Origin of the sequence: Breoghania sp., from assembly GCF_963674635.1 — a bacterium.
Classification (GTDB): domain Bacteria; phylum Pseudomonadota; class Alphaproteobacteria; order Rhizobiales; family Stappiaceae; genus Breoghania.
In genome coordinates this window covers 3,210,445-3,232,656 of sequence record NZ_OY771475.1, presented here as the reverse complement: position 1 = coordinate 3,232,656, position 22,212 = coordinate 3,210,445, and the positions used below count along the sequence as shown (strand labels likewise).

The window sequence follows — 22,212 nt, the reverse complement described above, 5'->3', positions numbered from 1 at the left end:
TGCTTGCGTGGCCGCAGACCTGACGGGTTGCATCGCCTGGCCCGATCCGCCGTCTGGGTCCGCCTGGACCGTCAACGTGCCGCGGTCGCAGCGTCAGTCTTTGAGCAAGGTCGGGCCTTGAGCAGTGTCGGGCCTTGAGCAGGGTCAGCTCTTGCGCGGTGTGGCGGCGGATCCGTCCCCCGTCGCGTTGGCCACCCTCTTTTCCGGTGACTTGCACAGATCCGCGATGATGCAGCGCCCGCAATCGGGCGTGCGGGCCTTGCAGACATAGCGCCCATGCAGGATCAGCCAGTGATGGGCATGCAGGCGATATTTGTCCGGAATGATCTTTTCCAGCTTCTGCTCCACCTCCAGCGGCGTCTTGCCCGGCGCGATGCCAAGGCGGTTGCCGATCCGGAAGAGATGGGTGTCGACGGCGACCGTCGGCTCCCCGAAGGCGATGTTGAGCACCACATTCGCGGTCTTGCGCCCCACGCCCGGCAATTCTTCCAACGCCTCTCGCGAGCGCGGAACCTCGCCGCCATGCTTGTCGATCAGCATGTGCGACAGCGCCACCACGTTTTTCGCCTTGTTGCGGAAGAGCCCGATGGTCTTGATCGCCTCGCGCACGCCGTCTTCCCCCAGCGCCACCATCTTTTCCGGCGTTTCCGCCATGGCGAAAAGCCCGCGCGTTGCCCGGTTGACGCCCGCATCGGTCGCCTGTGCGGAAAGAACCACGGCCACCAGAAGCGTGAAGGCGTTCACATATTCAAGCTCGCCCTTCGGCTCCGGCTCCTGCGCATGAAAGCGCTCGAAGATCGCCTCGATTTCGGCGCGCGTGTATTTCACGGCCTTGGCCCGCCCGCGTGTCGCTGGTGCCTTTCGCGCAGGCCTTGCCTTGGCAGATGCCTTTTTGGAACTGGTGGAATTCGACTCTGGCTTGGTTCTGGTCATTTGTCTTCTATACTGAACCCCCATGAGCGACGCCAACGTGAAAAAGTCGGCCGAAGCGGAAGAGACTTCGGCGGGCCGGGACCATCCCGTGGATCCTTTCTTTTCGGCCGTCCTGACCCCTTACCGTTCGCTCGGTCCGAAGGGGTTTCTCGCGTTGATGCTGATTTTCGGCGGCGTCTCCTTTTTCACCGGGCTGTTCTTCGTCTCCATCGGGGCCTGGCCGATTTTCGGTTTCTTCGGTCTCGACGTGGCGCTGGTCTGGTTCGCCTTTCGCAGCAATTATCGCCAGGCGCGCGCCTTTGAGGAAGTGCATGTTTCCGCCGAAGAAGTGATCCTGCGCAAGGTTTCCCCGCGTGGCGAGAGCCAGGTTTACCGGTTCAATCCCGTCTGGGTGCGCATCGCGGTGGAGCGGATCGAGGATGAGGGCGTGATCCGGCTTTGTCTGCGTTCGCACGGCAACGAGGTCGAGCTCGGCCACTTCCTGAGCCCGCTCGACCGACAGAATTTTGCGTCGGCCCTTGCGGGTGCGCTGTCCGCGGCGCGCGGCGGAGGACCGGCACCGCGCCCGGCAGGGGGGCCGCACGGCGCCTGAACCACCCGATATCCGTCCTTAAGCTGTGGAGTACCGGGCCTCGGCTTGCCGCAGCGGGGCTGAATTGTGCTAATTCGGGGGCTTGCAGGATGACGGCCCAGTTCGCGCCGCCCTCAACCAGCCCGGAGACAGGATCAGACATGCAGGTCGGCATCGACATCGGTACGACGTCGCACGGGACGGCGGCCATGTTCGATCTGGAGGAACTGCTGGCGACGCGTCTGCTCGTTCAGGGCAATTCCGGCTCCGGCAAATCCCACCTCCTGCGCCGTATTCTGGAACAGAGCGCCCAATGGGTGCAGCAGGCCATCATCGATCCGGAGGGGGATTTCGTCACGCTGGCCGACAAGTTCGGCCATGTCATCGTCGATGCACAGGGCACCAGCGAAAGCGATCTTGCCCGCATCGCGGGCCGTGTGCGTCAGCATCGCGTCTCTGTCGTGCTCAATCTGGAAGGGCTTGAGGCGGACCTTCAGATGAAGGCGGCGGCCGCTTTCCTGAACGGGCTTTTCGATGCCGAACGCGATCTCTGGTATCCGATGCTGGTGGTGGTCGATGAAGCCCAGCTTTTCGCCCCCGCCGTCGGTGGCGAGGTGTCCGACGAGGCGCGCCGCGTTTCGCTGGGCGCCATGACCAACCTCATGTGCCGCGGCCGAAAGCGCGGACTGGCGGGCATCATCGCCACGCAGCGTCTGGCAAAGCTTGCCAAGAACGTGGCCGCCGAAGCCGCCAATTTCCTCATGGGCCGCACCTTCCTCGATATCGACATGGCCCGTGCCGCCGATCTTCTGGGCATGGAGCGCCGTCAGGCGGAAGCCTTCCGCAATCTGGAGCGCGGTCGCTTCATCGCGCTCGGTTCCGCCATCACGCGGCGCGCCGAGACGGTAACCATCGGCCCGGTGGAAACGGCATCGCGCAGCGGTGGGTTGAAGCTGATGCCGCTGCCGGAACAGCCGCCGGAAGATGCGCGCGACCTGATCTTCACCCGCGGCGAGAACGAGCCGGAGGAATATCACCGTCCCGTGCGCCGCCCCGCGCCCGCCCCCGCCCCCGATCTTCTGGCCCAGCTGGCGGAGGCGCGCGTTACCGCCAACGCTCAGGCGGAAGCCGCGGCCCCCGCGATGGATGAGGGCGAGCGGCAAGCCGAAATTGACAAGATCCTGCACGAGATCCTGAACGATCCGGAGGCCGGGTTCCGCTCCGTCTCGGTGCTTTATCAGGATTTTCAGGTGCGCATGCGCATCGCCCGGCTGGGCCCTGCCATGGACCTTCCCGCCTTTCGCCAGCGCCTTGCCGTGGCGCGCGCCGGTGTCGGGCAGGATGAGGAGGCGACGCCCGATTGGGAACATGCGATCGAACTCTCGCACAGCCTGCCCGATGACATGCAGGGCGTGTTCCTCGTGCTGGCGCGCGCCGCACTTGCCGGGGATCCCTGCCCCAGCGATGCCGAAATCGCGCGGATTTACGGCACCCGCTCCACCGGGCGCGCGCGCCGTCTGATCGCCTATATGGAAGAACGCGATTTCATCGTCGTCAGCACGGACTTTTCCGGCAACCGCCAGATCGCCATCCCGGAATTCGGCTGGCGCACCGGCTCCGGCAACCCCAACGCCGCGCCCGCCGAAACCACGTCGGACTGCGCCTGAGCGCAAGAAACGGGTGGCTTGCCTCCCCACTGCCCTCTAGCTTTCCTGCAAGACAGCCGGACAGCGCGATTGCCGCGTGGAGGGACATCATGACCATGGCACTGGATCGATCCAGCAATGCGGTTCTGAGACCGCTCGGTGAGGAAATGGGCAGCGATTACGCGATCGTGCGCCGGACGCTGGAATTCATCACGCAGAATTGGCGCGACCAGCCGAGCCTGGAAGAGATCGCCGCCGGGACCGGCCTTTCGGCGATGCACCTGCAACGGGTCTTCCATCGTTGGGCGGGGCTGACGCCGAAGCAGTTCCTTCAGGCGATCACCCTGGACCACGCCCGCCATCTCCTGCGCGACGCGGCTTCCGTGCTGGACACCAGCTACGAGGTGGGCCTTTCCGGGCCCGCGCGGCTGCATGATCTCTTTGTCGTGCATGAGGCCATGACTCCCGGTGTTTACCGGGCGCGCGGGCGCGGTCTCGTCATTCGGTGGGCCTTTCACCCCTCGCCCTTCGGCCATGCGCTCATCATGGTGAGCGAACACGGCCTCGCCGGCCTTGCCTTCGCCGATCCGGGCGAAGAGGCCGCGGCTCTGGATGACATGCGCGGCCGCTGGCCGAATGCCGACTACCGGGAAGACAGCGCCGCAACCGCACCCTTTGCCACCCGGATCTTCAATCCCGACAACTGGCAGCCGGACACGCCGTTGCGGGTGGTGCTGATCGGTACGGATTTCGAGGTCCGTGTCTGGGAAACACTGCTGGCGATCCCGCTGGGGCGCGCCACCACCTACTCCGATATCGCGACAAGGCTCGGCAAGCCCTCCGCGGCGCGTGCGGTGGGAACAGCGGTCGGCAAGAACCCGGTATCCTTCGTGGTGCCCTGCCACCGCGTTCTGGGAAAGACCGGCGCATTATGCGGTTATCACTGGGGCTTGACCCGCAAGAAGGCCATTCTGGGCTGGGAAGCGGGCATGGCGGGGCCCGCCACCGCCTGATCCGATCCGCTCAGCGCGGCGGGGTGCCGTTCAGGTCGAGCACTTCCCCGGCCAGATAGAGCGAGCCGCACATCAAGATGCGCGGGGCGGTATCGCCGGCCGAAAGCGCGCGGATGCGCAAGAGCGCCTCGGGGATGTCACCGACCGGTTCCGCGATCAGCCCGGCCTCGGCGGCAAAGCCTGCCAGTTCCTCCGGTGTGCGCCCGGCCTGCGATGTGTTGATCGGCACGGTCAGCACGTAATGGGCGAGGCCTTCAAAAGCCTTGAAGAAGCCGACGGGATCCTTGGTGTTGAGCATGCCCGCAACGAGATAGACCGGGCGATCCACCTTGTCGCCAAGCTCCGCCATGGCGGCCGAAATGACCGTGCCTGCGCCGGGATTGTGCCCGCCATCGAGCCAGACTTCCGCGTCTTGCGGGATCTGGCTCAGGAGTTCGCCTTCGCGCAGGCGCTGCATGCGGGCCGGCCAGGAAACGCTGGACAGCCCTTCCTGCACCGCGTCCGATCCCGGCCAGATGCCAGAGGCGCGCAGGGCGGCGATGGCCGTTCCCGCGTTTTCGAACTGGTGATTGCCGATAAGCCGCGGACGGGGCAGGTCCAGCAGGCCCTGCTCGTCCTGATAGATCAGGCGGCCATGTTCCTCATGCGCCATCCAGTCCTGACCGTGGATCATCAAGGGGGCGCCGACACGGGCGGCTTCGCGTTCGATCACCTCGCGCACGGCATCTGTCTGCGGGCCGATCACGCCGGGGCGGCCCTTCTTGAGAATACCGGCCTTCTCGAACCCGATTTCCTCGATCCGGCTGCCGAGAAAACGCTCATGATCGAGCGACACGGGCGTGATCACGCTGGCGAGCGGGGCATCGATGACATTGGTGGCGTCGAGCCGTCCACCGAGACCGACCTCCAGCAGCAGGACATCCGCCGGATGGCTGGCGAAAAGCTGCATGGCGACGGCGGTGGAGATTTCGAAGAAGGTGATCGGCGCGCCGTCATTGATCTGCTCAACCTCCTTCAAGGCCGTGCAGAGCACATCGTCTTCCACGATCCGTCCGCCGCCCTCATGGGCCAGCCGGATGCGTTCGTGGAAGCGGACCAGATGCGGCGAGGTGTAGACGTGAACGCGTTTTCCCGCTGCCTCCAGCATGGCGCGCAGGAAGGCCGTGGTCGATCCCTTGCCGTTCGTGCCCGCGACATGAAAGACCGGCGGCAGCCGCCGCTCGGGATTCCCCATGGCATCGAGAAGCCGCTGCATGCGGCCCAGCGACAGGTCGATCTCCTTCGGATGGAGACCGAGAAGGCGCTCCAGGATAGGCGTGCTATGATCCATCGGCGGATCTTCTAAGGTTCGGACTTCGGGAATGAAACGCGGATCAGGCGTCCGCGTCGGCCTTTTCTTCCGCGTCCTGGGCCGGAGCAGCCGCAACCGGCTTGGCAAGGACGGGCTTGCTCATCAACAGCGAACAGATGCGGGCGACGGTTTCGGGAATGTCGTGGCGGTGCACCACCATGTCGACCATGCCGTGATCGAACAGGTATTCCGAGCGTTGGAAGCCTTCCGGCAGCTTCTCGCGGATGATCTGTTCGATGACGCGGGGCCCGGCAAAGCCGATCAGGGCACCGGGTTCGGCGATGTGAACGTCGCCGAGCATCGCATAGGACGCGGTGACGCCACCCGTGGTCGGGTTGGTCAGCACCACGATATAGGGAAGGCCCGCCTCGCGCAGCAGGCGAATGGCGGCGGTGGTGCGCGGCATCTGCATCAGCGAGAGGATGCCTTCCTGCATGCGCGCGCCGCCGGAGGCCGCAAACAGGACGAAGGGCGTTCCCGCCTCGCGGGCATGGTCGAGACCGGCGATGATCGCCTCACCCGCCGCCATGCCGAGCGACCCGCCGATAAAGGCAAAATCCTGGACCGCGGTGGTGATCTGCAGGCCCTGGACCGACCCGCTGGCCACGACCACGGCATCGTCCATGCCGGTCTTGGTCTTGGCGTCCTTCAGGCGGTCGGTGTAACGGCGCTCGTCGCGGAACTTCAGCGGATCGATGGTGACCTCGGGCGTTTCGAGGGTCTCGAAAACGCCGCCATCGAAGAAAAACTCAAGGCGTCGCTTCGCGCTGATGCGCATGTGGTGGCCAGAGCTGGGAACCACCCACTGGTTCTGCTCCAGATCACGATGAAACACCATCTCTCCCGTCTCCGGGCACTTGATCCAGAGATTTTCCGGAGTGTCCCGTTTCTGCAGGAAACTCTGGATTTTCGGGCGGACGACGTTGTTGATCCAGTTCACGGCGTGAGTTCCGATCTGAGTTGAAGCGGGTGGTCTGCCGAAGGGCCGTTACTTCGCCGGCTCGGCGCGGGCTTCGCGCACGCCGCTGGCGAGGTCACCGACAAGTTCTGTGACGGCAGAAACAGTCCTTTGTGTGGCGCGGCCGTCCTCGTCGAGGCTTTGGCGCACTGCGTTGACGATTGCCGAGCCGACGACCACGCCGTCGGCGTTGCGGCCGATTTCCTTTGCCTGCTTGGCCGACGTCACGCCGAAACCGACAGCGACGGGCAGCGAGGTATGGCTCTTGATCCGGGTCACCGCCTCCGCCACGCGGTTCGCATCGGGCGCAGCCGTGCCGGTGATGCCGGTGATGGAGACGTAATAGACGAAGCCGGACGTGTTGGCGAGAACGGCGGGGAGCCGTTTGTCATCGGTGGTCGGGGTTGCGAGACGGATGAAGTTGATGCCCGCTTCGATCGCGGGAATGCAGAGCTCTTCATCTTCTTCCGGCGGCAGATCCACGATGATCAGCCCGTCCACGCCTGCCGCGCGCGCATCCTTCAGGAAGGCGTCGTTGCCATAGGCGTAGATGGGATTGTAGTAGCCCATCAGCACGATGGGGGTCTCGTTGTCGCTCTCGCGGAAGGTGCGGACCATGGAGAGCGTCTTCTTCATGGTCTGTCCACCCGCCAGCGCGCGCTGGGAGGCGAGCTGGATGGTCGGGCCTTCAGCCATGGGATCGGAAAACGGCATGCCGAGTTCCACGATATCCGCGCCCGCGCCCGGAAGGGCCTTCAGGATTTCCAGCGAGGTATCGTAATCCGGGTCGCCGGCTGAGACGAAAGTGACCAGCGCCGGGCGGCCTTCGGCTGCACAAGCGGCGAAACGGCGGTCGATCCGGGTCCCGTTCGTCGGGCTCATCGGCATGTATCCCATGGTCTGTCTGCCCGCGCGCCGCGTCGGGCATGGAATGTCGTAAGGGTGTAGGAGGTGCGGCGACCCACTGTCAATGCACCGGCGCGCCGCCATCCGCGGCAAACTGCCGATGCCTGGCCTATCTCACAAATCGTAGCCGAGGATCTTTCCGACCGTGAACACGTCCTTGTCGCCACGTCCGCACAGGTTCATGACGATGATCTGGTCCTTGTCCATGGTCGGCGCAAGCTTGACCACCTGCGCCAGCGCATGCGCGGGCTCCAGTGCCGGAATGATGCCTTCCACACGGGTCAGAAGCTGGAAGGCGTCCAGGGCTTCCTTGTCCATGATCGGCACGTATTTCACCCGTCCGATATCATTGAGCCAGGAATGCTCCGGCCCGATGCCCGGATAGTCGAGGCCGGCGGAAATCGAATGGCCCTCATAGATCTGGCCGTCATCGTCCTGCAGCAGATAGGTGCGGTTGCCATGGAGAACGCCGGGCTTGCCCGCGTTGAGCGAGGCGCAGTGCTCGTCGCCTTCAAGGCCGAGCCCGCCGGCTTCCACGCCATAGATCTGCACGCTGTCGTCGTCGAGGAAGGGATGGAAGAGGCCGATGGCGTTCGATCCGCCGCCGACGGCGGCGACCAGCGCATCCGGCAGGCGGCCTTCCGCTTCCATGATCTGCTCGCGCGTCTCGCGCCCGATCACCGACTGGAAATCGCGCACCATCTCCGGATAGGGATGCGGGCCTGCCGCGGTGCCGATCAGGTAATAGGTGTCCTCGACATTGGTCACCCAGTCGCGCAGCGCCTCGTTCATCGCGTCCTTCAGCGTGCCCGCGCCCGCCGTCACCGGAATGACCTCCGCGCCCAGAAGCTTCATGCGGAAGACATTCGGCGCCTGACGCTCCACGTCGGTCGCGCCCATATAGACCACGCAAGGCAGCCCGAAGCGCGCGCACACGGTCGCGGTCGCCACGCCGTGCTGTCCCGCGCCCGTTTCGGCGATGATGCGCGTCTTGCCCATGCGCTTGGCGAGCAGGATCTGGCCGAGGCAGTTGTTGATCTTGTGAGACCCGGTGTGGTTCAGCTCGTCGCGCTTGAAGTAGATCTTCGCGCCGCCAAGCTCCTCCGTCAGGCGCTCCGCGAAATAGAGCGGGCTCGGACGGCCGGTATAATAGGTGTTGAGGTTCTCAAGCTCGGCCGCATAGGCCGGATCGGCCTTGGCCGCATCGTAGGCCTCCTGCAGATCGAGGATCAGCGGCATCAGGGTTTCGGCGACAAACCGACCGCCGTAAATGCCGAAATGACCGGAATCGTCGGGTCCGGAACGCAACGTGTTCGGCTTCTGGCTCACTTCGCCTGTCCTCGTTCTCTGTCGAATGCGTGCACTGTCTCGATGAATGCGCGGATCAGCGCCGGGTCCTTGACGCCACGTTCCGCCTCGACGCCGGAGGAAACGTCGACCGCCTCCGCTCCCGTGATCGAAAGCGCTTGCGTGACATTTCCGGCATCGAGACCACCGGAAAGCATGAAGGGCGCATCGAGGTCAAGGCTTTCCATGAGATGCCAGTCGAAGCTCTTGCCAGTTCCGCCGGGAACGGCGGCGTCCTTTGGCGGCTTGCTGTCGAAGAGCACCCGGTCGATGTGACCGGAATAAGCCGCGACCGCGTCCAGATCGCCGCGCTCGCGAATGCCGAAGGCCTTCATGACCGGCTTTCCCGTGCGCGCCCGGATCGCGTCCGCCCGCTCAGGCGGCTCCTTGCCGTGAAGCTGGAACATGTCCGGATCGACCTCTTTCGCGATCTCGTCGATGAGCGCGTCATCCGCATCGACAGTCAGCGCAACGATTCCGGCCCGCCCGCGCGCCTGCGCGGCGAGTTGGGCTGCCAGCTCCATGGAGACATGGCGCGGGCTTGGCGGAAAGAAGACGAGACCGACCAGATCGGCCCCCGCCTCCAGCGCCGTTTCCATGGTTTCCGGCGTTGAAAGTCCGCAGATCTTGATCCGGGTGGGCATATGATTTCCGAAAGAAAGCGTTTTGACATTTGCGAATATAGGCGCTTTTGCTGCTTTGCACAGCCTGAGCGGATCTGACGATCCCGGACCTTCGAAAGGGCGCGCTTTTGCAGCCGGGCAAAGAAATCTGCCCCAGGGGCATATGAATGTTGACACCTGCTCCCGATGAACCAGAGTTGCAGGGACGGTGCAACGGCAAGCGGTCGGAACAATCCCGCAGGCGCTTTCCATGCACTTCCTGCAACACGGGTGCCGGGCGCAGGGCGATGAGTACCGAGTGGGCCGAAATCGCGTTTGCGCAGGCCACGGTCGAGCTCGACACGTTTTCTTCGATCGAAGAGCCCTCAAGGGAAGGAGAACCCATGTCGAAAAGATCGTTTCCGTCTTACAGGCTGTACAAGGACAAGGCTGGCGAGTGGCGCTGGTCGTTCGGGGCGTCCAACGGCAACACGATTGCCGTGAGCAGCGAAGGCTACAAGAAGCGCGCCGATTGCTTGCGTGGCATCGAGATCATGCAGACATCCGCGGATGTTTCGATCTTCGACGAGGAAGAAGCTTCCAAGGAAGCCTGAGGGGCAGGACGAAGGCCCGCGGGGGCGGGCCTTCGTCTTTTCAATCGGTGAGCGAAAGTCAGGTCACGTTGTAGGCGGTCACCGCCGCCATGTTCACGATGTCGCTGTCCTTGGCGGAAAGCGGCACGATCTGCACCGGCTTGTCGAGGCCGACCAGAAGCGGGCCGATCACCGTGGAGCCGCCCAGTTCCTGCAGCATCTTGGTGGAGATCGAGGCGGCGTGGAACGCCGGCATGATCAGCACATTGGCCGGACCCGACAGACGGCAGAACGGATAGGCGGCCATGGCGTCGGCGTTGAGCGCCACGTCGGCGGCCATTTCCCCGTCATATTCGAAATCGACCCGGCGCTTGTCGAGCATCGCCACCGCTTCGCGCACCCGTTCCGAGCGTTCGCTGTCGGGATGCCCGAAGGTGGAAAAGGCAAGCATGGCGACCCGCGGTTCATACCCCAGCCGCCGCGCCACATGGGCGGCTTCCACCGCGATATCGGCCAGTTGTTCCGCGCTCGGCATTTCGTGAACGGCCGTGTCCGCCACCAGAACCGTGCGCCCGCGCGCCAGGATCAGCGAAGCGCCGATCACCCGGTGGCCGGGCTTGGTGTCGATCACCTTGCGCACCGTATCGAGCGCGACCGAATAGTTGCGCGTCACGCCCGTCACCATGCCGTCGGCATCGCCGCGCGCCACCATGATCGCGGCCCAGTAGTTGCGGTCATTGTTGACGAGCCGCTGGCAGTCGCGCAGCAGGTAGCCGCGCCGCTGAAGCCGCGTGTAAAGATATTCGGCGTAATCCCGGTTCTTGTTGGAAAGCCGGGCGTTGTGGATCTCGATACCGGGCCTGAGATCGATGCCGTTCTCCGTGGCCACGCGCTGGATCTCCTCCTCGCGGCCGATCAGGATCGCGGTGCCGAGCCCCTGCGCGACGAAGGCGGTGGCCGCGCGCATCACCTGCGGCTCCTCGCCTTCGGCGAAGACGATGCGCTTGGGTGCGGAGCGCACCTTGGTGAAGATGCGGCTGAGCGTGCCGGCGACCGGATCGCGCCGCGCATTCAGCGCCGCCGCATAGGCATCCATGTCGATGATGGGCTTTCGCGCCACACCGGAATCCATCGCCGCCTTGGCAACAGCCGGGGAGACGCAGGCGATCAGGCGCGGATCGAAGGGCACGGGAATGATGTAGTCGGGGCCGAATTTCGGGCGGTTGCCCTTGTAGGCGGCGGCCACCTCGTCGGGCACGTCCTCACGCGCCAGGGCGGCCAACGCCTGGGCGGCGGCCACCTTCATCGGCTCGTTGATGGTGGTTGCCTGCACGTCGAGCGCGCCGCGGAAGATATAGGGAAAGCCCAGAACGTTGTTGACCTGGTTGGGATAGTCGGAACGTCCCGTCGCCATGATGGCGTCGTCGCGCACCGCCGCCACCTCTTCCGGCGTGATTTCCGGATCCGGGTTGGCCATGGCGAAGATGATCGGCTGATCGGCCATGGAGGCGACCATGTCCGGCGTCAGCGCGCCCTTGGCCGACACGCCCACGAAGACATCCGCCCCCTTCATGGCTTCCGCAAGCGTGCGCGCTTCCGTCGGCACCGCATGGGCCGACTTCCACTGGTTCATGCCTTCTTCACGGCCCGTGTAGATCGTTCCCTTGGTGTCGCACAGGATGACGTTGTCATGCGGCACGCCCAGCGCCTTGAGCAGTTCGATGCAGGCGATGCCCGCCGCGCCCGCGCCATTGCACACCACTTTCATGGAGGCGATATCGCGCCCGGTGATCTGGGCCGCGTTGATCAGGCCGGCAACCGCGATGATCGCCGTGCCATGCTGGTCGTCATGAAAGACCGGGATGTCCATCAGTTCGCGCAGACGGCTTTCGATGATGAAGCAGTCGGGCGCCTTGATGTCTTCCAGGTTGATGCCGCCGAAGGTCGGGCCGAGATAGCGCACGCAGTTGATGAATTCGTCCACGTCGCTGGTATCGACTTCCAGATCGATGGAATCGACATCGGCGAATCGCTTGAAGAGCACCGCCTTGCCTTCCATCACCGGCTTGGCCGCCAGCGGCCCCAGATTGCCGAGGCCCAGAATGGCGGACCCATTGGTGATGACCGCCACAAGATTGCCGCGGGCGGTGTAGTCGAAGGCGCGGGAGGGATCGTCCTTGATGGCGAGAACCGGAACGGCGACACCGGGCGAATAGGCCAGCGACAGGTCGCGCTGAGTGGCCATCGGCTTTGTCGGCACGATTTCCAGCTTGCCCGGCTTGCCCTCCTGATGGAACAGGAGCGCCTCCTGATCCGTGAAAGACAAGCCGCTCTTGGATGTCGGGTTTCGTGGCGACATCGATTTCCTCCCGATGATGTCCGGCTTCCGCCGTTTCAAGTGGCGCGCAGATTATCCCCCGAAAACAGGTGCCACAAGGAAAGCTTGGCCCGCACGACGATGAAACTCGTTATTCATTTTGCTAACGTCGCCGCCATGACGAGCACCGCCACCACAACCAAGTCCACTGCGCCCCGGCAAGCCACGCCGATGATGGAGCAGTATATCGAGATCAAGACCGCCAACCCCGATAGCCTTCTGTTCTATCGGATGGGGGACTTCTACGAACTGTTCTTCGAGGATGCGGAGACGGCGTCGCGCGCGCTCGGCATCACGCTGACAAAGCGCGGCAAGCATCTGGGCGAGGATATTCCGATGTGCGGCGTGCCGATCCACGCCGCCGACGACTATCTCCAGAAGCTGATCGCGCTGGGCCATCGCGTCGCTGTTTGCGAACAGATGGAAGATCCGGCAGAGGCCAAGAAGCGGGGCTCCAAATCGGTGGTGCGCCGCGACGTGGTGCGTCTCGTCACCCCCGGCACCCTGACCGAGGACCGCCTGCTCGATGCGGGCGCGAACAATTACCTGGCTGCCGTGTCGCGTCTTCGCACCGGCGAAGGGGCCGGAACCTTCGGGCTTGCCTGGATCGACATTTCCACCGGCGCCTTCCGGGTGACGGAGGCCGACGCGATCAGCCTTCCCGCGGAACTTGCCCGCATCGATGCAAGCGAGATCGTCATTCCCGACGTGCTTGACGATGACGCGGATCTGCGCCCGATCTGGCAGAACCTGCGCGGGTCGGTGACCCCGGTCGCGCGCGCGCTTTTCGATGGCGCAACCGCGGCCGACCGGCTGGCGGGCTTCTTCCGCGTCGCCACGCTCGACGGCTTCGGCGCGTTCACGCGGGCGGAACTTTGTGCGGCCTCTGCGGTCGTCGCCTACGTGGAAAAGACGCAGCTCGGCCAGCGCCCGCCGCTCGATGCGCCCCAGCGCGACCACGCCGGACGCGCCATGCTCATCGACCCTGCGACCCGCGCCAATCTGGAACTGGTGCGCACATTGTCGGGCGAAAAGACCGGTTCGCTTCTCTCCGTGATCGACCGCACCGTGACCGGCGGCGGCTCGCGCCTGCTGGCGGGCCGTCTGGCGGCGCCGCTGACCGATCCTCAGGAAATCTCGGACCGCCACGATTCACTCGCCTTCCTCCACGAGGACACGTTGCTGCGCGATCGCCTGCGCGCGGCGCTGCGTCAGGCGCCCGACATGCCGCGCGCGCTCTCGCGCATCGCGATGGATCGTGCGGGCCCCCGCGATCTCGCTGCCATCCGGCACGGGCTTGAAGCGGGCCACGCGATCGCTGATCTCATGGCCGCCTGCCCCGGCGCGCCGCCGAAGGAGCTGGACGCCGCCACACGCGCTCTTGCGGCCTCCCCGCGCGATCTGACCGATACGCTTGCCCGTGCGCTGGCCGACGAATTGCCGCTCCTGAAGCGCGACGGCGGCTTCGTGCGCGAAGGGTATTCGGCGGAACTCGATGAATTGCGCCAGCTTCGCGACGAAAGCCGCAAGGTCATTGCCCGGCTCCAGAACGACTATTCGGTCACCGCAGGCATCCGCGCGCTCAAGATCAAGCACAACAACGTGCTCGGCTGGTTCATCGAAGTGCCCGCCGCCCATGCCGACAAGCTGACCGCCGATCCCGGCACCTTCATCCACCGCCAGACCATGGCGGGCGCGATGCGTTTCACCACCACCGAACTGAGCGATCTGGAAACCAAGATCGCCAATGCCGGCGACCGCTCGCTCGGCATCGAGCAAGCCGTCTTCGCCGATCTGACGGCGGCCATCGTGGCTGCGGGCGATGCGATCAAGGCGGCCGCCGAGGCCCTTGCCGTGCTCGATGTCACGGCGGCGCTGGCGACGCTGGCGGAAGCGGAAGGCTATGCCCGCCCGCTGGTCGATGACAGTCTTGCCTTCGACATAAAGGGCGGGCGTCACCCGGTGGTGGAACAGGCGCTCAGGCGTGACAGCGGCGAGCCTTTCGTGGCCAATGACTGCGATCTGGGGCCGGATGCCCAGGCGGGGGCGGCGGGAGGCAATGGCCGGATCTGGCTGGTGACCGGTCCCAACATGGCCGGTAAGTCGACCTTCCTGCGCCAGAACGCACTGATTGCCGTTCTCGCCCAGATCGGCTCCTTCGTGCCGGCCTCCTATGCCCATCTGGGTGTGGTGGACCGGCTGTTTTCCCGCGTGGGGGCCGCGGACGATCTGGCGCGCGGACGCTCCACCTTCATGGTGGAGATGGTGGAAACGGCGGCCATCCTCAATCAGGCGGGCGAGCGCTCGCTGGTGATCCTCGATGAAATCGGGCGCGGAACGGCGACCTTTGACGGGCTCTCCATCGCCTGGGCCGCGATCGAGCATCTGCACGAGGTCAACCGGGCCCGCGCCCTTTTCGCCACCCACTATCACGAACTGACTGCGCTCTCCCAGCGTCTCGACCGGCTGGAAAACGCCACCGTCAAGGTCAAGGAGTGGCAGGGCGATGTGGTCTTCCTGCACGAGATCGTGCCGGGTGCGGCGGATCGCTCCTACGGCATCCAGGTCGCCAAGCTGGCGGGCCTGCCAGCCGCGGTGGTGGAGCGGGCCCGCGCTGTTCTCACCCAGCTTGAGGAACAGGATCGAAGTGCCCCCGCTGAAGCGCTGATCGACGATCTGCCGCTCTTTGCCGCCCATGTCGCAAAGCCTCAGGCGGCCGCCGGTCCCCTCGACGATGCGCTGGGCGCGCTTCTCGATACGCTCGATCCGGACGATATGACCCCCCGGCAGGCGCAGGAGGCGCTTTACCGGCTGAAGGCGGCGCGGACGGAGCAGAACGGCTGAAATCGGCGGGCCGCCATTTGGCGGGCCGGCGGTGCAGTACGGATTCAGGCTGACGGCCCGGCTCGCGAATGGTGCTATGCGTGACGGTGACCCGTCGGGCTGTGAGGCACGTGACCGGAGCCCGGGCATGGCAATTGCCGTTTTTGCATGCCTGCCCGCAAAAGCGGCGCGTGTGTTGTGTCTGACGCTGCTATAACCTTGCGCGAATCTCTGTTTGCGGACCCCGCCTCATGACAAGCAAGAGCGACATTTTCGCCGGATTGATCGATGCCGATGGCTTGCGGGACAAGCTGTCTGGCCTGACGAAGGATGGGGATGGTTCCGATCCCAGGGTCCGCAGTCAGGTGCTGGCGGAACTGAAGCTCGCCTACCAGGCCGGGCGTGACGAGGTGGAGCGCCGCCTGCGCGAGGATGGCGGGGGGCTGCGCTGCGCCAACCGGCTCGCCCATGTGCAGGACGAGATCATCCGTGTCATCTACGACTTCGCCATCTGGCACGTCTATCGGGTGACAAACGCATCTTCCGCCGAGCACATGGCCGTGGTGGCGACCGGCGGCTACGGTCGCGGCACGCTGGCGCCGGGGTCGGACGTCGATCTGCTCTTCGTGCTGCCCTACAAGCAGACGCCCTGGGGCGAGCAGGTGGTGGAATACATCCTCTACATGCTGTGGGATCTGGGCCTGAAGGTCGGCCATGCCACGCGTTCGGTGGATGATTGCGTGCGCCTGTCGCGCTCCGACATGACCATCCGCACCGCCATTCTGGAAGCCCGCTTCCTGTGGGGCGATCAGCCACTTTATGACAATCTGATCAAGAGCTTCAACGATTCTGTGGTGAAGGGCACGGCGACCGAATTCGTCACCGCGAAACTGGCCGAGCGCGATGAGCGCCACCGCCGCCAGGGCGCCTCGCGCTATCTGGTGGAGCCCAATGTGAAAGAGGGCAAGGGCGGCCTTCGCGACCTCAACACGCTCTTCTGGATCGCCAAATACGCCTATCAGGTCCAGTCAGGCAGCGAGATGGTGAAGGCGGGGGTCTTTTCCAAGCGCGAAAACAAGCGTTTTCTGCAATGCGAGGATTTCCTCTGGGCGGTGCGCTGCCACATGCACTTCCTGACCAAGCGGGCCGAGGAACGGCTTTCCTTCGATATCCAGCGCGAGATCGCCCAGCGCCTCGGCTACACCGAACATCCCGGCCAGCGCGACGTCGAACGCTTCATGAAGCACTATTTCCTCGTCGCCAAGGATGTGGGCGATCTGACCCGTATCCTGTGTGCCGACCTGGAAGAAAAGCACGTCAAGCACACGCCGGGCCTCTCGCGGTTTCTGGGCGTCCTGCGCGGTTCACGCCGCAGCCGGCCGCTGGACGGCACCACGGATTTCGTGGTCGAGAACCAGCGCCTGAACATCACCGGCGATCAGGTCTTCGAGCGCGATCCGGTCAATCTGATCCGCATCTTCGCGCTGGCCGAGCGTCATGATCTGCTTTTTCACCCCGACGCCATGCGTCTGGTGCGCCGCTCACGGCGGCTGATCGACAAGGATCTGCGCAACAACGGCGAAGCCAACCGGCTTTTCATCAACATCCTGACCTCGCGCAATGACCCGGAAACGGTGCTGCGCCGGATGAGCGAGACGGGCGTGCTGTCGCGTTTCATTCCCGATTTCGGGAAGGTCGAGGCGATGATGCAGTTCAACATGTATCATCACTACACGGTCGACGAGCATCTGCTGCGCGCCATCGGCGTCTTGTCGGAGCTGGAACGCGGCGAGCGCGGCGACGATCATCCGCTGGCCACCGGGCTCATCAAGGAGATCCAGAACCGCCGTGTGCTCTATGTCGCGCTGTTCCTCCACGACATCGCCAAGGGCCGCCCGGAAGATCATTCCATTGTCGGCGCGCGCATCGCAAAGCGCCTGTGTCCGCGCCTCGGTCTGACGCCGGGCGAGACGGAAACGGTGAGCTGGCTCATCGAGCATCATCTGCTCATGAGCACGGTCGCCCAGTCGCGCGATCTGAACGATCAGAAGACCATCGCCGATTTCGCGGGGGTCGTTCAGACGCCGGAACGCCTCAAGCTGTTGCTGATCCTCACCGTCGCCGACATCAAGGCTGTGGGCCCTGGCGTCTTCACCGGCTGGAAGGGGCAGCTCCTGCGCACGCTCTACTATGAAACCGAGACACGGCTTTCCGGCGGCTCGCCCAATGTCGGCGAAGGACCGGTCGCGGCCGCGCAGTCCAAGCTCATCGAGAAGCTGAAAGGCTGGAGCGAGACGGAAATCGCCGCCTACCGCGCTCGCCACTACCCCGCCTATTGGGTCCGGGTGGATCTGAAGGATCAGCTTGTCCACGCCGAGCTCATTCGCGCCGCCGACATCTCCGACAACCGGCTGGCCACGCGCGTCCACCCCCATGCCTTCGAAGGCGTCACCGAAATCACGGTGCTTGCGCCCGACCATCCGCGCCTGCTTTCCACCATTGCAGGGGCCTGTTCGGTCGCGGGCGCGAATATCGTCGATGCGCAGATCTACACCACCACAGACGGACTGGCGCTGGACACGATCTTCGTCACACGCGAATTGCCGGATGATGCCGATGAGCGCCGCCGCGGCGAACGGGTGACGAACATCATCCGCGGCGCGCTGAGCGGTGAGGAGAAGTTGCCGGAGAGTGTTGCGCACAAGAGCATGGGGCGCAGCCGGGTCCGCGCCTTCCATCTGGAAACCGAGGTGCTGGTGAAGAATTCCGTCTCCGAGAACCACACGGTTCTGGAAATGTCGGGTCTCGACCGTCCGGGCCTGCTCTACGACCTCACCCGCGAGATCTCCTCCCTCAATCTCAATATTGCCTCCGCCCATGTGGCGACCTTCGGCGAGCGGGCGGTGGACGTCTTCTATGTCACCGATCTGACCGGTCAGAAAATCTCCAACATCACGCGTCAGGCGACCATCCGTCAGCGGCTCACCGAAGCCTTTGACGGCGAGGGCCGGGCCCGGGCCGCAAAGCCCGGACAGCGCGCTGTGGCGTCCGTCAAATGAGCCTGCTTCGCAACTTCGCCACTGTCGGTGGCGCCACCGCCGCCAGCCGCGTGCTGGGCTTCATGCGTGACGTGATGATCGCCGGGTTTATCGGAACCGGCCCGGTGGCCGACGCCTTTTTCGTGGCTTTCCGCCTGCCCAACCTCTTCCGCAGGCTTTTTGCCGAAGGCGCGTTCAACTCCGCCTTCGTCCCGCTCTTTGCCCGCTCGCTGGAAGAGGATGGTCGCGACGGCGCGCGCCGCTTTGCGGAAGAAGTTCTGGCCGCGCTCTTCTGGCTTCTGGTGGGGCTGACCGCGCTGGCCGAGATCGCCATGCCGGCGCTCGTCTGGGTGCTGGCGCCCGGATTTACCGACGACGCGGAGAAATTCGATCTGGCGGTGCTGCTCTCGCGCATCACCTTTCCCTATCTGCTGTGCATGTCGCTGATCGCGCTGACCGGCGGCATCCTCAACACCTTCAACCGCTACACGGCGTCCGCGCTGGCCCCTGTTCTGCTCAACATCGTGATGATTGCGGTCCTGTCGATGATCGCGGTTCTCGGGCTCGATGCGAGCCATGCCTCCGGCATGGTTCTGGCGGGCGGCGTGGCGCTTGCGGGCGTTGTTCAGCTCGCCTCGCTCGCCTATGCGCTGAAACGCTTCGGCTTTCCGATCAGGCTGCGCCGTCCGCGGTATACGTTCGGGGTGAAGCGGCTATGGAAACTGGGGCTGCCCGGTGCGGTGGCCGGTGGCATCACCCAGATCAACATCGCGGTCGGCACCATCATCGCCTCCACGCAGGCCGGTGCGGTCTCCTATCTCTATTACGCCGATCGCGTCTATCAGTTGCCGCTCGGCATCGTCGGCATTGCCATCGGCGTGGTGCTGCTGCCCGACCTTTCAAGGCTTCTGCGCTCCGGCAATGCCCGCGCCGCGCTCGCCACGCAGAACCGCGCGCTGGAATTCGGCCTCGCGCTGACCCTGCCCGCCGCCATTGCCCTGATCGTCATCCCCCATCCGATCATCGACGTGCTGTTCCAGCGCGGGGCCTTTACCCCCGAGGATGTCTCGGCCACCACGTCTGCGCTGGCCGCCTACGGGCTCGGTCTGCCCGCGTTCGTGCTGATCAAGGTCTTCTCGCCCGCCTTCTTCGCGCGCGAGGACACCACGACGCCGATGTGGTTTGCGGGCGCGGGGATGGTGATCAATGTGGGTGGCGCATTGCTGCTGGCGCCGATCCTTGCCCATGTCGGCATTGCGCTGGCGGGCTCGCTTGCCGGTTGGGTCAATGCGGCCTTGCTGATCTTCATGCTGTGGCGGCGCGACCAGTTCGTGCCCGATGCGGCCTTGAAAAAGCGCCTGCCGCTGCTGTTTCTGGCCAGCGTCTTGATGGGGGCGGTGGTCTTTGTCGGATGGCTGCCTCTTTCCGGCATTTTCGCCACGGGAACGCTGGCGATGCGGTTTGCAAGCCTGGCCGGTCTGGTTGTGGCCGGAATGGTCACCTTCGCGCTTTTCGTGCAGTTGACCGGTGCCTCCGATCTCATGGGGTATCTCAAGGCGGCGCTCAACCGCCGCAGGGCGCGAAAAGGCTGACGAGACGCGCTGCGGTGCAAAAACACGCACCCAAAACCCTTGCGCCGGGCCCCGGCCCCGGCGATAACGCGCAGGCTCTCTCCACCGGAGCAGGTATTTTACGAAGGGTTACCCATCGATGAGTGCGTTTGAAGCTCGCGTGTTTTCCGGCGTCCAACCGTCCGGCAATCTCCACCTCGGCAACTATCTCGGTGCGATCAAGCGGTTTGCGGGTCTGCAGTCGACCCACAATTGCGTTTATTGCGTCGTCGACATGCATGCCATCACGGTCTGGCAGGACCCGGCCGCTCTTCAGGCTGCGATCCGCGAAGTCGCCTCCGCCTATATTGCCGCCGGGATCGATCCCAAGGGAGCGATCATCTTCAACCAGAGCCAGGTTTCCGGCCATGCCGAACTTGCCTGGGTGTTCAACTGCATTGCACGCATGGGCTGGCTCAGTCGCATGACCCAGTTCAAGGAGAAGGCGGGCAAGAACCGCGAGAACGCTTCCGCCGGTCTGTTCGTCTATCCCAGTCTGATGGCCGCCGATATCCTGCTCTACAAGGCCACCCATGTGCCGGTGGGCGAGGATCAGAAGCAGCATCTGGAGCTGACGCGCGACATCGCGGCCAAGTTCAACAACGACTATGCCGAGCGCATTGCCGAACTGGGACTTGGCGCGGATGAGGGCTATTTCCCGATGACCGAGCCGCTCATTTCCGGCGCGGCGACGCGCGTGATGAGCCTGCGCGATGGCACCAAGAAGATGTCGAAGTCGGACCCCTCCGATCTCGCCCGCATCAATCTGACCGACGATGCTGACGCGATCGCCAAGAAGATCCGCAAGGCCAAGACCGACACCGAGCCGCTTCCCGCCGAGGAGGACGGCCTGAAGGAGCGTCCCGATGCGGCGAACCTTGTCGGCATCTATGCTGCCCTTGCGGACACGGACGTCGCTTCAGTGCTGAAGGACCATGCCGGTGCGCAGTTTTCCACCTTCAAGCCGGCGCTGGCCGATCTGGCGGTCGCGAAGCTCTCGCCCATCGCCGATGAAATGCGTCGCCTCAAGGACGATCCGGGCTTTATCGACGGCGTTCTGGCCGATGGTGCGGAACGCGCCGATGCCATTGCGCGGCCCGTGCTGCGGGGCGTGAAGGACATCGTCGGCTTCGTTTCGACGCGCAAGTAAGCGCGCCGTCGAGGCCTGAAAATAGAAACGCCCCGGCGGAGAGATCCGCCGGGGCGTTTTTGTGTGCGGTGGCGACCTTGGTCGGACGGCCTATTCTCCAAAGCCCTCGAAGAGAGCGGTGGAGAGATAACGCTCGGCAAAGGAGGGGATGATGATGACGATGTTCTTGCCCTTCATCTCCGGCCGCTTGCCAACCTCGATTGCCGCGGTGATCGCCGCGCCGGAGGAAATGCCGACCGGCACGCCTTCCGTTTTCGCCACAAGCCGGGCCATGGTGAAGGCGTCGTCGTTGGAGATCTTCACCACCTCGTCATAGATTTCGGTGTCCAGCACGCCCGGCACGAAACCTGCGCCGATGCCCTGGATCTTGTGCGGGCCCGGTGCGCCGCCCGACAGGACCGGGCTGTCCGTCGGCTCCACCGCGATCACCTTCACGTCCGGCTTGCGCTCTTTCAGAACCCTGCCGACGCCGGTGATCGTGCCGCCGGTGCCGATGCCGGAAATGAAGGCGTCGACCTTGCCGTCGGTGTCGTTCCAGATTTCCTCCGCCGTGGTGCGCGAATGGATGGCCGGGTTCGCCGGGTTCTCGAACTGCTGGGGGATCACCGCGTTCGGGATTTCCTTCACCATTTCCTCCGCGCGCGCCACCGCACCCTTCATGCCCTTGGCGCCCTCGGTCAGTTCCAGATCCGCGCCCAGAAGCGCCAGCATCTTGCGGCGTTCGATGGACATGGTCTCCGGCATCACCAGAATGAGGCGATAGCCGCGGGCGGCCGCCACAAAGGCAAGGCCGATGCCGGTATTGCCCGAGGTCGGCTCGATCAGGGTGGATACGCCCGGCGTGATCTGGCCGGCGGCCTCCATCGCCTCGATCATCGCAAAGCCGATACGGTCCTTCACGCTGGCGAGGGGGTTGAAGAATTCGAGCTTGGCCAGAAGATTGGCCTCGACACCTTCCGCCTTCGCCAACTTGTCGAGACGGACAAGCGGCGTGTTGCCGATGGTGTCGATGATGGAATTGTAAATCTGTCCGCGTCCGGGCTTGTCGCTCATCGGTGCGCTCCCTTTTTCAAATTGAAGCCCCGCCCGCTCTGTCGTCGGGCTTTGCTGCGGCTCGGATGATTTCATTTATCCGGGCTGTTCTGGGCGTGGAGTCTAGTGCGGCCCGCCCCGTCCCACCAGTTCGGTAAGGGGACCGGCAAAGGCCATGAAGGGTAATTTATTCTATTATCAATAGATAAAGAGCAAAATCATGCTCACATTCGGCCATAAGCTCTTGAGTAGCCAAATATTG

Annotated in this window: 16 protein-coding genes; 8 read left to right on the top strand and 8 right to left on the bottom strand. The window is 64.4% G+C overall.

Annotated elements, in window-relative coordinates; all coding sequences use genetic code 11:
- Positions 1 to 144: 144 nt before the first annotated feature.
- Positions 145 to 933 (bottom strand): endonuclease III, encoded by a 789-nt coding sequence (gene nth, locus ABGM93_RS14040; protein WP_321500423.1) that lies wholly within the window; start codon positions 931 to 933, stop codon positions 145 to 147.
- A gap of 22 nt (positions 934 to 955) precedes the next feature.
- Here nth and ABGM93_RS14035 point away from each other — a divergent pair, with 22 nt between their 5' ends.
- The 3 genes from ABGM93_RS14035 (at position 956) to ABGM93_RS14025 (ending at position 4,163) form a co-directional block, all read left to right on the top strand.
- Positions 956 to 1,525: a DUF2244 domain-containing protein gene (locus ABGM93_RS14035; RefSeq protein ID WP_321500418.1), complete on the top strand. Its 570-nt coding sequence runs from the start codon at positions 956 to 958 to the stop codon at positions 1,523 to 1,525.
- A gap of 140 nt (positions 1,526 to 1,665) precedes the next feature.
- Positions 1,666 to 3,171, top strand: a complete 1,506-nt coding sequence (locus tag ABGM93_RS14030; protein ID WP_321505904.1) for an ATP-binding protein — start codon at positions 1,666 to 1,668, stop codon at positions 3,169 to 3,171.
- Positions 3,172 to 3,266: 95 nt separating this feature from the next.
- On the top strand, positions 3,267 to 4,163 hold the full coding sequence (locus tag ABGM93_RS14025; RefSeq protein WP_321505902.1) for a bifunctional helix-turn-helix domain-containing protein/methylated-DNA--[protein]-cysteine S-methyltransferase: 897 nt from the start codon (positions 3,267 to 3,269) through the stop codon (positions 4,161 to 4,163).
- 10 nt (positions 4,164 to 4,173) lie between these two features.
- Here the strand turns inward: ABGM93_RS14025 and ABGM93_RS14020 are convergent, their stop codons facing one another.
- From ABGM93_RS14020 to ABGM93_RS14000, 5 genes are all read right to left on the bottom strand, one after another.
- On the bottom strand, positions 4,174 to 5,493 hold the full coding sequence (locus ABGM93_RS14020; RefSeq protein ID WP_321500416.1) for a folylpolyglutamate synthase/dihydrofolate synthase family protein: 1,320 nt from the start codon (positions 5,491 to 5,493) through the stop codon (positions 4,174 to 4,176).
- Positions 5,494 to 5,536: 43 nt separating this feature from the next.
- Positions 5,537 to 6,454: an acetyl-CoA carboxylase, carboxyltransferase subunit beta gene (accD, locus tag ABGM93_RS14015; protein ID WP_321500414.1), complete on the bottom strand. Its 918-nt coding sequence runs from the start codon at positions 6,452 to 6,454 to the stop codon at positions 5,537 to 5,539.
- 48 nt (positions 6,455 to 6,502) lie between these two features.
- On the bottom strand, positions 6,503 to 7,354 hold the full coding sequence (gene trpA / locus ABGM93_RS14010) for a tryptophan synthase subunit alpha (protein ID WP_319774773.1): 852 nt from the start codon (positions 7,352 to 7,354) through the stop codon (positions 6,503 to 6,505).
- A 138-nt stretch (positions 7,355 to 7,492) separates the two neighbouring features.
- Positions 7,493 to 8,707 (bottom strand): tryptophan synthase subunit beta, encoded by a 1,215-nt coding sequence (gene trpB / locus ABGM93_RS14005; RefSeq protein ID WP_321500411.1) that lies wholly within the window; start codon positions 8,705 to 8,707, stop codon positions 7,493 to 7,495.
- Positions 8,704 to 9,369, bottom strand: a complete 666-nt coding sequence (locus tag ABGM93_RS14000) for a phosphoribosylanthranilate isomerase (RefSeq protein ID WP_321500409.1) — start codon at positions 9,367 to 9,369, stop codon at positions 8,704 to 8,706. The genes trpB and ABGM93_RS14000 overlap by 4 nt, the downstream gene beginning before the upstream one ends.
- A gap of 362 nt (positions 9,370 to 9,731) precedes the next feature.
- On the opposite strand from ABGM93_RS14000, the gene ABGM93_RS13995 reads away from it, so the two are divergent.
- Entirely contained in the window at positions 9,732 to 9,941 is a 210-nt protein-coding gene (locus tag ABGM93_RS13995) for a DUF1508 domain-containing protein (protein ID WP_319774946.1), read from the top strand.
- Between the two features lie 58 nt (positions 9,942 to 9,999).
- Here ABGM93_RS13995 and ABGM93_RS13990 read toward each other — a convergent pair whose 3' ends face one another.
- Positions 10,000 to 12,279, bottom strand: coding sequence for an NADP-dependent malic enzyme (locus ABGM93_RS13990; protein ID WP_321500408.1), 2,280 nt, complete (start codon positions 12,277 to 12,279; stop codon positions 10,000 to 10,002).
- 135 nt (positions 12,280 to 12,414) lie between these two features.
- On the opposite strand from ABGM93_RS13990, the gene mutS reads away from it, so the two are divergent.
- The 4 genes from mutS to trpS all read left to right on the top strand — a co-directional run bounded on the left by mutS (position 12,415) and on the right by trpS (position 20,918).
- On the top strand, positions 12,415 to 15,141 hold the full coding sequence (gene mutS, locus ABGM93_RS13985; protein WP_321500406.1) for a DNA mismatch repair protein MutS: 2,727 nt from the start codon (positions 12,415 to 12,417) through the stop codon (positions 15,139 to 15,141).
- A gap of 230 nt (positions 15,142 to 15,371) precedes the next feature.
- The gene (locus ABGM93_RS13980) at positions 15,372 to 18,179 is read left to right on the top strand and encodes a [protein-PII] uridylyltransferase (protein WP_321500404.1); all 2,808 of its coding nucleotides are present in this window, start codon (positions 15,372 to 15,374) and stop codon (positions 18,177 to 18,179) included.
- Positions 18,176 to 19,750, top strand: coding sequence for a murein biosynthesis integral membrane protein MurJ (murJ, locus tag ABGM93_RS13975; RefSeq protein WP_321500402.1), 1,575 nt, complete (start codon positions 18,176 to 18,178; stop codon positions 19,748 to 19,750). The genes ABGM93_RS13980 and murJ overlap by 4 nt, the downstream gene beginning before the upstream one ends.
- A 118-nt stretch (positions 19,751 to 19,868) precedes the next feature.
- Positions 19,869 to 20,918, top strand: a complete 1,050-nt coding sequence (trpS, locus tag ABGM93_RS13970) for a tryptophan--tRNA ligase (RefSeq protein ID WP_321500399.1) — start codon at positions 19,869 to 19,871, stop codon at positions 20,916 to 20,918.
- Between the two features lie 90 nt (positions 20,919 to 21,008).
- On the opposite strand, the gene cysK is transcribed toward trpS, so the two are convergent.
- Positions 21,009 to 21,971 (bottom strand): cysteine synthase A, encoded by a 963-nt coding sequence (cysK, locus tag ABGM93_RS13965; protein ID WP_321500397.1) that lies wholly within the window; start codon positions 21,969 to 21,971, stop codon positions 21,009 to 21,011.
- Positions 21,972 to 22,212: the final 241 nt, after the last annotated feature.